Annotated in this window: 11 protein-coding genes; 3 read left to right on the top strand and 8 right to left on the bottom strand. The window is 73.5% G+C overall.

The features are described from left to right. Positions 1–58: 58 nt before the first annotated feature. The 3 genes from V5O40_RS27230 to V5O40_RS27220 all read right to left on the bottom strand — a co-directional run bounded on the left by V5O40_RS27230 (position 59) and on the right by V5O40_RS27220 (position 4,832). A complete protein-coding gene (locus V5O40_RS27230) occupies positions 59–2,281 on the bottom strand; it encodes a HelD family protein (RefSeq protein WP_332908109.1) in 2,223 nt (740 codons plus the stop codon). Positions 2,282–2,442: 161 nt separating this feature from the next. Continuing rightward, positions 2,443–4,302, bottom strand: coding sequence for a tetratricopeptide repeat protein (locus V5O40_RS27225; RefSeq protein WP_332908108.1), 1,860 nt, complete (start codon positions 4,300–4,302; stop codon positions 2,443–2,445). A 68-nt stretch (positions 4,303–4,370) separates the two neighbouring features. Continuing rightward, positions 4,371–4,832 (bottom strand): MarR family winged helix-turn-helix transcriptional regulator, encoded by a 462-nt coding sequence (locus V5O40_RS27220; RefSeq protein ID WP_332908107.1) that lies wholly within the window; start codon positions 4,830–4,832, stop codon positions 4,371–4,373. 49 nt (positions 4,833–4,881) lie between these two features. Between V5O40_RS27220 and V5O40_RS27215 the strand changes: the two genes are divergently transcribed. After that, entirely contained in the window at positions 4,882–5,403 is a 522-nt protein-coding gene (locus V5O40_RS27215; RefSeq protein WP_332908106.1) for a VOC family protein, read from the top strand. A gap of 48 nt (positions 5,404–5,451) precedes the next feature. After that, positions 5,452–6,306 (top strand): hypothetical protein, encoded by an 855-nt coding sequence (locus tag V5O40_RS27210; protein WP_332908105.1) that lies wholly within the window; start codon positions 5,452–5,454, stop codon positions 6,304–6,306. Here V5O40_RS27210 and V5O40_RS27205 read toward each other — a convergent pair. The 5 genes from V5O40_RS27205 to V5O40_RS27185 all read right to left on the bottom strand — a co-directional run bounded on the left by V5O40_RS27205 (position 6,281) and on the right by V5O40_RS27185 (position 8,789). Then, positions 6,281–6,787: a potassium channel family protein gene (locus V5O40_RS27205; RefSeq protein WP_332908104.1), complete on the bottom strand. Its 507-nt coding sequence runs from the start codon at positions 6,785–6,787 to the stop codon at positions 6,281–6,283. The two genes, V5O40_RS27210 and V5O40_RS27205, sit on opposite strands and share 26 nt — an antisense overlap. 126 nt (positions 6,788–6,913) lie before the next feature. Further along, positions 6,914–7,087 (bottom strand): DUF4236 domain-containing protein, encoded by a 174-nt coding sequence (locus tag V5O40_RS27200; protein ID WP_093402924.1) that lies wholly within the window; start codon positions 7,085–7,087, stop codon positions 6,914–6,916. Positions 7,088–7,175: 88 nt separating this feature from the next. Beyond that, positions 7,176–7,349, bottom strand: a complete 174-nt coding sequence (locus V5O40_RS27195) for a hypothetical protein (RefSeq protein ID WP_332908103.1) — start codon at positions 7,347–7,349, stop codon at positions 7,176–7,178. Continuing rightward, complete coding sequence (locus V5O40_RS27190; protein WP_332908102.1) at positions 7,349–7,804, bottom strand: RrF2 family transcriptional regulator; 456 nt, start codon at positions 7,802–7,804, stop codon at positions 7,349–7,351. The genes V5O40_RS27195 and V5O40_RS27190 overlap by 1 nt, the downstream gene beginning before the upstream one ends. 85 nt (positions 7,805–7,889) lie before the next feature. Beyond that, positions 7,890–8,789 (bottom strand): helix-turn-helix transcriptional regulator, encoded by a 900-nt coding sequence (locus V5O40_RS27185; protein ID WP_332908101.1) that lies wholly within the window; start codon positions 8,787–8,789, stop codon positions 7,890–7,892. Positions 8,790–9,002: 213 nt separating this feature from the next. Here V5O40_RS27185 and V5O40_RS27180 point away from each other — a divergent pair, with 213 nt between their 5' ends. Continuing rightward, positions 9,003–9,779, top strand: a complete 777-nt coding sequence (locus V5O40_RS27180) for a glucose 1-dehydrogenase (RefSeq protein WP_332908100.1) — start codon at positions 9,003–9,005, stop codon at positions 9,777–9,779. Positions 9,780–10,050 lie beyond the last annotated feature (271 nt).

Genomic DNA, 10,050 nt, shown 5'->3' with positions numbered 1-10,050 from the left:
AATGCCCCACCGCGGGAGGGGTGGGTGGGGCGGGAGGGGTGGGTGGGGGCGGGGAGGGTTAGGGGGCGGGGGTGAGGGTGGTTAGGCGTTGGGTGGCTCGGGTGAGAGCTACGTAGAGGTCGCTGGGGCCTCGGGGGGACTCGGCGACGATGCGGTCGGGGTCGACCACGATGACCGAGTCGAATTCGAGGCCCTTGGCGCCGGCGACGGTCAGTACCACGACGCGGCTCTCCAGTTCCGGTTGCTCGCCGACGGCCGCCTCGGGCAGCGCCGCCGTCAGCGCGGCACCGAGGTCGTCGAGCCGGCCGGCCGGGACGATCACCCCGAGCCGCCCGTCGGTCAGCCCGGCCGCTTCGGCGGTGGCGACCGCCACCAGCTCGGCGGCGAGCGACTCCGCCGGCACCGCCCGCTGCCGCGGCGCGAAACCGCTGGAGCGTACGGCGCGGGGCGGGCGCAGCGCCGGATCGACCTGGGCCAGTACGCCCGCGGCCACGTCCATGATCTCGGCGGGGGTGCGGTAGCTGACGGTCAGCTCGGTCAGCCGCCACCGGTCCGCCACGTACGGCGCCAGCGCCTCCGCCCACGACGGGGTGCCGGCCAGCGCCCCGGTCTGCGCCACGTCACCCACGATCGTCATCGACCGGCTCGGGCAGCGGCGCATCAGCAGCCGCCACGCCATCGGCGACAGCTCCTGCGCCTCGTCGACGATGACATGCCCGAACGCCCATCCCCGATCGGCCGCCGCGCGTTGGGCGGTGGTCAGCCGGTCCGCCTCCTCCTGCCGTTCCAGCAGCCGGTCGGCGTCGAGCAGGTCGGTCACGCCGAGGATCTCGCCCCCCTCGGCCTCGTCCTCCACGTCGATCGAGCGCGAACCCCGGGCGATCTCCAGCACACCCTCGGCGTACTCGCGTTGCAGGGCACGGATCCGGCTCCGGCGGGCGGCGGCGGCCCGGTCGTCCTCGCCGAGCAACTCCGCCGCCTCGTCGAGCAGGGGCACGTCCGCCGGTGTCCAGCCGCCCGGCTCGCGGTGCAACGCGGCCCGCTCGGCGTCGCTGAGCATGGGCGCGGCGGTGCCGATGCGCTCCGCGGCGGCGTACAGGTCGGCGAGCAGGCGTTGCGGCGTGAGCACCGGCCACAGCTCGTCCAGGGCCGCCCGCACCTCCGGCTCCTCGCGCAGCTCACGGCGGATCTCGGCGCGGTCGGCCTCCTCCAGCAGGTTCTCCCCGCCCAGCGGATCGGCGCCGATGCGCTCGGCCACCTGGTCGGCGAGCGCGTGAATGATCTCGATGTCGAAGACCGCGCGGGCCAGGTTGTGCGGCCGGCCGCTGCGCCGGGCCCGGTCGCGCGCCGCCCGCACGGTGGCCGGGTCGAGGACCAGGATTTCCCGCTGCGGCAACTCGATCTCCAACGGCTCGTCGGGCACCCGCTGCCGGTCGCGTACGGCGTTGGCCAGCACCTCGACCATCGTCAGTCGGCCCTTCAGGGCGGCGGTGGTGGCGGGCTCGGCCCGGTGGGCGGTGACCCCGGGGAAGAGATCGCCCTGGGTGCGCAGCAGCACGCCGGTCTCGGCGAGCGCCGGCAGTACCTGCGAGATGTACCGCAGGAACGTCACGTTCGGGCCGACCAGCAGGACCCCCCGGGTCGACAGCTCCCGCCGGTGCGTGTAGAGCAGGTACGCGGCCCGGTGCAGCGCCACCGCCGTCTTGCCGGTGCCCGGCCCGCCCTGCACCACCAGCACGCCCGACAGGTCGGCCCGGATGATCCGGTCCTGCTCGGCCTGGATGGTCTCCACGATGTCGCGCATCCGGCCGGTCCGGCCGGCGTTCACCGCCGCGAGCAGCGACGCCTCACCGGTCAGCTCCTCGTGGGCGGCGGGGGAGGCGGTGGCCAGGTCGAGCACCTCGTCGTTGAGGCCGACCACCTTGCGCTGCCGGGTACGCAGGTGCCGACGTCGCCGGATGCCCTGCGGGTTGGCGGCGGTGGCGAGGTAGAAGGCGCGGGCGGCCGGGGCCCGCCAGTCGATCAGCAGTGGCTCGTAGTCACCTTCGGTGTCGAAGATGCCGATTCGACCGATGTAGTGGCGCTGGTCGCTGTCGGTGTCCAGCCGGCCGAAGCAGAGGCCGTTCTCCACCGCCGAGAACTGCTCGACCTGATCGGCGTACATGCGTACCGAACCGTCGCGCTGCGAGCGGGCCTGCAACGTGCCACCGGTGGACCGCAGCTGCTCGGTCAACCGTGCCGCCGCCTGGTCCCGCAGGTCGTCGAGGCGTTGGTAGAGCATCGAGACGTACTCCTGCTCGCGGCCGATCTCGTCGTCGGACGGTGAACCGCCGGAGTGCCTTGACAATCCGTCTCCCGATTGGCTAGAATTCGCATTCAGGACGGCTTTTTCAAGCCGTTCTTTTTTGTGCCTGAACTGCCAAAGATAGCGCGCTCCGCCGGTCAGCGGCGCTCGGTGCAGACCTCGTCGGAGCGGGCGACGGTGTCGGTGGACCAGGCCACCGCGACGGTGAAGCAGTAGTCGAGACTGCGATTGAGCCCGTAGACCACGAAGCTGTCGCTGCCGGCGGGCAGATCGGCGAACGGATTCTGCGGCTGACCGTTCCGACCGCCCGAGACGATCACCGGCCCCTCCGCCCCGGACGGGTACGTCCACCGCAACGTCACACTGTCCCGGTTGTCGCGCAGCGACAGGCCGGTCGGGGCCGCACCGGGCGAGGCGGGGGGAGCGGCGCCGTCGGTGGCCGTGGCCGCCGGAGGTACCGCGCCGCTCGGGTCACCGCTGGCCGCCGGCGGTGCCGGATCGCCGCCGTCGACCCGGGACACCCCGGCGATCACCGCCGCGGCGCCGAGCAGCACCACGGCCACTCCGGCCGCGACGATCAGCACCAGCCGGTTCGGTCGGTCTGCCGGTTGCGGTGCGGCGGCGGTACGGCGTACCGGGACCGGCAGCAGCCGCGACGGTGGCCCGGGGCGTTCCGGCTCGACCCGGCGCAGCCGGTACACCCCGGGGGCCTGTGGCGTGCCGGTCAGTCCGACGACGCTCGGCGGCACGGCACCGCCGGTCGGTGGCGGCACCTCCGGATAGGGGTTCGGGGCGGGCTGCTCGGCGGCCGGGCTGACCCACCAGTCCTCGGGTGGCCCGGCCGGGCCGTCGACCGGCTGCCGGGGTGTGGGCACCGCCGAGGCGGCACCGGGCGCTCCGAGATCCGCCGTCGGGTACCCGTGGCTCGGGTGGTAGCCCTCCGCCGGATGGCCCTCCCCGGCGGGCGCCGGCTCGTCCGAGCCCCAGGGCGGCGCGGCAGCGGCCCAGGTCGGCTCGTCCGGCGGTTCGTCCTCCGGTGCCGTCGCCCAGGCGGGCGGCCAGGTGTCGGGCAGCGGTGCCGTGGCCCCGGGCTCGTGGTCGGCCCAGGTGCCCGGCGAGTCCGCCGCGTCTGCCCCGGCCGGGGTGGGGTCCGCTTCGGCGGGCGTGGGTGCCGCCCAGGCGGAGCCGTCGTCGTCGGGCAGGCGCGGATGCGGCCAGCTCGACGCGGGCGGGGGGTGCTCGGTCGGCGGGGTACGGGCGGACGGCACGACCGGTTCCTCCGCGCTGACCGGCGGGTTGTCGGCGCAGACGTGGTCCGGATTGGCCGCCGCCCGGGACAGCGCCGCCACCTGGACGGCCAGCGGATCGTCCACGGCGAGGTGCTGGCGGGCCAGTTCACGGGCCAGGGCCAGGTTGTCCTGCGCCTCGGTGAACTGGCCGCAGTCGCGTTGCATCGAGCCGAGCCGGGCCAACATCTTGATCCCGCTCGGGTGCCCGTCGCCGTAGACCTCGCGGTGCAGCTCCCAGGCGTCCTGGAGCCGGTCGCGGGCGACCTGGCACTGCCCCCGGGCGTACTCCACGGTGGCCAGGTCGGCGTGGGCGGCGAGCACCCGCAACGACTCCGGCCCGTCCGACGCGGTCAGCTCGATGATCACTTCCTGGTACAGCCGGGCCGCCCGCGACCAACTGCCCACCCGGTGCAGCACCGCCGCCAGGGTGGCCGCGGCGGCCACCGTACGTGGATCGGAGCGACCGTACAGCCGGGTGCTGGCGGCGTACGCGTAGGCGGCCCAGCCCCGTGCCGAGTGCGGCTCACCGAGCGCGACCAGCACCCGCGCGTGCAGGCTGGCCGCCTCGGCCAACTCGGACGTGGCGTTGGCCGGGCGCGGGTCGGCGCCGGTCAGCGCGTCGGCGAGCAGCCGTTGGGCGCCGGCGAGATCGCCGGCGGAGACCAGGTCGTGCGCCTGATCAGTCAGTTCACCGAAGCCGGAGGGCACGCCCCATCGTGCTCATTCAGCGACGTTTAGTACAAGACCCGCGCCGGAGTGGTTCGGTCAGGATCCGGTCACGCTGACCTCAGGCGTTCGGCCAGCAGCTCGCTGATCCGGCGTAGCTGCGCCACCTGGTCGGGGTCGAGGGGGTCGAACAGGTGCCGGCGTACCCCCTCGACGTGGCCGGGCGCGGCGGCGGCCAGTTTCGCGAATCCGTCGTCGGTGAGGTGGGCGATCTGGCCGCGCCGGTCGGTGGGGCAGTCCTCGCGACGCACCCAGCCGGCCGCCTCCAGACGGGCCACCGCGTGCGACAGCCGACTGCGCGAGGAGCCGCTGGACTCGGCCAACTCGCTCATCCGCAGGCGGCGTCCGGGTGCCTCGGAGAGCCGTACCAGGATCTCGTAGTAGGCGTGCGGCATCCCGGCGTCGCGTTGCAGCTCGCGGTCGAGCGTGTCCATCAGCGCCCGGGAGGCGGTCAGGAACGCCCGCCAGGTGCGCTGTTCGTCCGGGTCCAGCCAGCGGGTCATGACCAGCATCATAGCCTGGTAGTTGAACACTCAACTAATTCCCGGCTAGCCTTGTCGCATGGGAATCCATCGCCTCAACCACGCCGTCCTCTATGTCAGCGACCTCGACCGCAGCGTCGCCTTCTACCGCGACGTGCTGGGCTTCCGCCGGGTACCGATGACCCCGGAGGGTTTCCGGGGCGCCGCCTTCCTCCAGGCGCCGGGCTCCACCAACGACCACGACCTCGGCCTGTTCGAGATCGGTGCGGGCGCCGGCCGGTCGACCGCCGGCCGGGCCACCGTCGGCCTCTACCACCTGGCCTGGGAGGTGGACACCCTCGACGAACTGGCCACCACCGCCCGGCGGCTGACCGAGGCGGGCGCGCTGGTCGGCACCTCCGACCACGGCACCACCAAGAGCCTCTACGGCCGGGATCCGGACGGGCTCGAGTTCGAGGTGGTCTGGCTGGTGCCCGCCGACCGGCTCGACGACGCCGCCCTCGCCGCCCGGACCAGGATCGGTCGTCTCGACCTGGCCGCCGAGATCCAGCGCTACGGCGGGGACACCCGAGGCGGCGTCGGCATCTCGGTCCCGGTATGACCCGCCGTCCAGGCGGGCCGGCCTGACCCGTTGCGGTAGAACCACAGCATGCCGATCGACGCCGTAGGGCACGCGCCGTTCCTCCGACACCTGGACCGGTGGCTGCCGGCCGCGCTGCGCCGCGCCCGCCGGGCCACCGTCGCCGTCGGGTACGACGGCAGCGACCCGCACCTGGCCGAGCAGACCGTACGCCTGGCCGGCGAGCATGCCGCGCGGCTGCGCGGCTGCCGGCTCACCGTCCTCGTGCTCGCCGAGGGCACCGAGGAACTACCGGCCAGGGTCGGTGCCGCCGAGGCCGGACTGCCGGCCGAGGTCGCCGTGCACCTGATGCCCGGCCCGCCGGCCCGGCTGCCGGTGGCCCTGCGGGCGGCCGGTGCCGCGGGCGCTCCGGTGCTGTCCTACCTGGAGGCGGACGATCCGGTGGCGCTGACCGCCGCCGCGACCGGCCGGGCCGCCGAGGCGTTCGTGGTCGCCGGTGCGGCGCGCCACCTGCGGGCGGCGCTCGTCGACGCCGGGTTCGCGCTGGCCACCGAGGTCGAGTTGGTCGACGCCGACCGGCGGCTCGGCTTCGGCACCGGATCGGACCGCAGCCTGGAGGAGCTGAAGGAGACCCTGTGGGCGAGCGGGTTGCGGTTCCGCGACCCGTACGGCGAGCCACTCTCACCGGCGTCCCCGGTGGACCCGGCCCCGCTCGGGCGGGTGCTGCTGGGCGAGCTGACCCGGCACGGCCCGCGCACGGTCACCGAGCTGCGCCGGTACGCGCTGACGGAGACCGCCTACCGGGCGGTGGACGCCGTTCGGGCCCTGCACGACCTGCTCGACGGCGGCCGGGTGACCCGGACCCCGCCGGACGGCCGGCTCGGCGGCGACGTGCTCGTCACACCCGTGCGGTCAGGCGCTTGACCACGAGTGAGAAGCCGGTGGCGACCACCCCGATGCTGAACACCATCTGCGCGCAGACCAGCACCCGGGCGAGCTGCCCGTGGGCGTGCACGTCGCCGTAGCCGATGGTGGTCAACGTGGCCAGCGCGAAGTACAACGCGTCGACGCGGGTCTCCAGGTTCACGAACTGGGACGGCGCGACCCGGGCGATCACATAGTCGGCGAGCGCGAAGGCGAGCAGGCCGGCGACCAGCGCGAGGACCAGGTGCGTCAGCGGAGGTGCCTCGCGTTCGTGGGTCGCGGCGACGACCTGCCGGCGTACCTGACCGGTGACCAGCCAGGCCACTACGCCGAGAATCAGCAGCGTGAGCACAATGCGCAGGCCGAGTCGGGTCGGGTCGGGATCGGACTCCACCGGCACGACGAAGTAGGTCACGAAAATGAGCCCGCAGGCCAGTGCGGTACGCCGACGCGCCGACCGGTGGTCCGCTTTCTGATTCATGTCGAAATTGTCCGGCCCGGCGGTGCGTCATCGGTGCGACCCGCCCGGGTCAGCGGAAACGGATGGTGCGGCCAGACACAATGTCGGGGCGCCGGGGGTGCCGGCGCCCCGCTGAACGTCGGCGCTTCAGGACTTGTCCTGCTTCCAGTGCAGCGGCCCCGGCAGGTCGACGCGGTGCGCCTTGGCCCGCGAGTTCCAGGACCACCGACCGAGCTTGATGCTCCAGGACGAGAAGCCGTTCTGCGTGAAGTGCAGGATCAGCGGCCCGAACTTCTTGCGCTTACGCAACATCACACCCATTGTGGGGCTCCCTTCGAGACTTCCCGTACGGGCTCGAAGATTCCCGTTGCGTCGATTCGCCAAACCAGGCCGGATCCGCAGTGGAGTATCAGTCGCGCGGGTGGTCGACGAACAACACCCGGGTGGTGCTGCCGTTGGGCTCGGCGACATCGCGTTCGTGACCGAAACCGAGCCGTGCCAGCAGGGCCAGCGATGCGCTGTTCTGCTCGTCCACCGTGGCGTGGATCGGGGGCAGGCCGGTACGCAGGGTGGGGGTGGGCATCAGCGGGGTTCCCAGGCGTCCGGCAGGGTGGTGAGGCGACGGACGTGCGGCGGCAGCCGCCCGTTCACCAGGTCGGCGAGGCTCACCTCGTCGACCACCCGGCGCAGGGCGGCGCGGACCGCGACCCAGAACTCGGGCAGGTGCGCGGCCACCCCGTCGTAGCGGGTCTCCTCCGGACGTAGGCCGCGGACGCCGGCCAGCGGCCCTTCCGCCGCCCGCAGCACCGCGCCCACGGTCACCTCGCCGGGCGGTCGGGTCAGGGTGTACCCACCCTCCGCGCCGCGCTGGGCCCGCACGATGCCGGCCCGACGCAGGTCGGCGAGGACCGCCTCCAGGAACTTGCGGGGCATGTCCTGCTCCGCCGAGATGGCCTGGGTGGACAGCAGCGACGGGTAGCTGGCCGCCAGACTCAGTGTCGCCCGTACCGCGTAGTCGCCACGCGCGGAGATCTGCACCCCGTCATCATGCCCAATCCGTCGCCGCCGGTGCCGCACCTGAGCCCGCCGGATCGCCCGGCGGCGCACCACGTGCGCCGCACCGTCATGCCCGATGGACGTCGATGCGAGCGTCGACGGGAGGGCGGGGGCGGACCACCGGTGCCGACGCGGGCCGTTCGCGGGCGGCCCGGAACGCGCCCGGACTCATGCCGACCTCGCGGGTGAAGAACCGGCCGAAGTTCGTCGGTTCGGTGAAGCCGAGCTGCCGGCCGATCCGGGCGATCGGCTCGTCGGTGGCCGCCAGCAACCGGCTGGCCTGGAGCGCGACCCGCTCGTCCACCACCTGCTTGGCGCTGCGCCCGGTGATCGCCAGGCAGGCCCGGGTCAGGGTACGCACCGAGCAGCCCAGTCGGTCGGCGTAGTCCTCGACCCGCCGGGTGTCCTGGTATCCCCGCTCCACCTCGCGGCACAGTCGCCGGAAGGTCTCGTCCTCCGGCCGCGACGGCTGCCCGGAGCCGGACGGCAGCATGCTCAGCCGCAGCAGCAGCACGCTCAGTTGATGGCGCAGCAGGCTGCGGGCGGCCCGGGTGTCCCGGTGCCGGCTGGCGTCGACGGTCAGTTGACTGACCTCGTTGATGATCGCGTCCTCGTCCTCGCCGGCCAGCTGGACCCAGCCGGGCACGCCGTCGACGTCGACGTCGAACCCGTCCAGCGCCTCCGGACGCCACCGGACCACCGTGGCGTCGAGTTGGGGCAGGGCGCAACGCAGCACCTGACCGGGACGGATCCGCAGCAGCGTGCCGGGCCGGCAGGGCAGGGCCCGGAAATCCACCTCGGCGAGCCCGTGCCCACTCGTGGTCAGCACGATCACGTCGCGGTCCAGCAGCAAGGGTCGCCGCCACGCGGTGTCGGGTGCGAGATCGCCGAGGGTGATCGTGTCGATCTCGGCCGGGTTGGCGGCAGCGTCGGGCGGCGCCGGGGCGAGGTGACCGGAAGGGACCATCACCTGCGACGTTAGCCCGAGCCCGGCCCGTACGCATCCCGCGCCACCCCGGTTGAGAGGTTGCGGCTTCGGCGGACGGCCGGGGTTGTTCCCGAAGTGGCCGGACGGTTAGGTTACTGATCGGTAGTGACCTGGTCGTCGTGACGCCCCGAGGGTTCGTGACGGCGGCACCGACACCGGCTGCCCCCAGGCCGGGTACCGCGAGGGGTTGGCATGAAGGATCTGTTCTCGGTCGACGGCAAGACCGTCCTGGTCACCGGCGGCTCCCGGGGCATCGGCCTGATGATCGCCCGGGGTTTCGTCGCCGCCGGGGCGCACGTCATCATCTCCTCCCGCAAGGCCGACGTCTGCGAGGCGGTGGCCAAGGAGTTGGCCGCGCACGGACGCTGCGAGGCGATCCCCGCCGACCTGGGCCGCGACGAGGGCGCGCAGCACCTCGCCACCGCCGTCCAGGACCGGGTCGACAAGCTGGACGTCCTGGTGAACAACGCCGGGGCCACCTGGGGCGCGCCGTTGGAGAGCTATCCGGAGAGCGCGTTCGACAAGTTGTGGGCGGTGAACGTCAAGGCGGTCTTCCGGCTGACCACCGCGCTGCTTCCGGCCCTGCGCGCGGCGGCGAACTCGGACGATCCGGCGCGCGTCATCAACATCGGCTCCATCGACGGCATCCGGGTGCCGATGATGGAGGTGTACGCCTACTCGGCGACCAAGGCGGCGGTGCACATGCTGACCCGCAGCCTGGCTCACCAGTTGGCCGGCGAGCAGATCACCGTCAACGCGATCGCCCCGGGGCCGTTCGAGAGCAAGATGATGGCGTTCGCGCTCGACGACCCCGGTTCCCGCTCGGCCATCGAGGCCCAGATCCCCCTCGGCCGCATCGGCCGCCCCGAGGACATGGCCGGCACCGCCATCTACCTGGCCTCCCGAGCCGGGGCCTACCTGACCGGCGCAGTGATCCCCGTAGACGGCGGCCTAACCACCCACGGCTGACCCACCCCACCGCCCCCGCCCCCGCCCCGCCCGCCCCCGCCCCGCCCGCCCCCGCCGCGGCGATCTTGCAGTTTCTGTCGGTGCATATGCCGCAGAAGTCGCGTAACGCCGACCAAAAGTGCAAGATCGCGGAGGATATCGCGGGCGCGGGCGCGGGCGCGGGCGCGGGGGAGGGGTAGGCGGGGGGCGGGCGGGGTTGGGGACTACGCCCGGCCCCGGGGGGGGGTTTGGGCCCCCGCCGGGCAGCCGGGTGACCCCCGGGGGGGCCACC

The sequence above is a fragment of the Micromonospora palythoicola genome (genome assembly GCF_036689795.1).
Taxonomy (GTDB): Bacteria; Actinomycetota; Actinomycetes; order Mycobacteriales; family Micromonosporaceae; genus Micromonospora; species Micromonospora palythoicola.
This window is presented reverse-complemented; position numbering and strand designations above follow the sequence as displayed.

Bases quoted from the DNA above. Each gene is read 5' to 3' on its own strand.
- V5O40_RS27230 (WP_332908109.1), bottom strand. From the start codon at position 2,281: ATGCTCTACCAACGCCTCGACGACCTGCGGGACCAGGCGGCGGCACGG.
- V5O40_RS27220 (WP_332908107.1), bottom strand. From the start codon at position 4,832: ATGCTGGTCATGACCCGCTGGCTGGACCCGGACGAACAGCGCACCTGG.
- V5O40_RS27215 (WP_332908106.1), top strand. From the start codon at position 4,882: ATGGGAATCCATCGCCTCAACCACGCCGTCCTCTATGTCAGCGACCTC.
- V5O40_RS27210 (WP_332908105.1), top strand. From the start codon at position 5,452: ATGCCGATCGACGCCGTAGGGCACGCGCCGTTCCTCCGACACCTGGAC.
- V5O40_RS27205 (WP_332908104.1), bottom strand. From the start codon at position 6,787: ATGAATCAGAAAGCGGACCACCGGTCGGCGCGTCGGCGTACCGCACTG.
- V5O40_RS27200 (WP_093402924.1), bottom strand. From the start codon at position 7,087: ATGGGTGTGATGTTGCGTAAGCGCAAGAAGTTCGGGCCGCTGATCCTG.
- V5O40_RS27195 (WP_332908103.1), bottom strand. From the start codon at position 7,349: ATGCCCACCCCCACCCTGCGTACCGGCCTGCCCCCGATCCACGCCACG.
- V5O40_RS27185 (WP_332908101.1), bottom strand. From the start codon at position 8,789: ATGGTCCCTTCCGGTCACCTCGCCCCGGCGCCGCCCGACGCTGCCGCC.
- V5O40_RS27180 (WP_332908100.1), top strand. From the start codon at position 9,003: ATGAAGGATCTGTTCTCGGTCGACGGCAAGACCGTCCTGGTCACCGGC.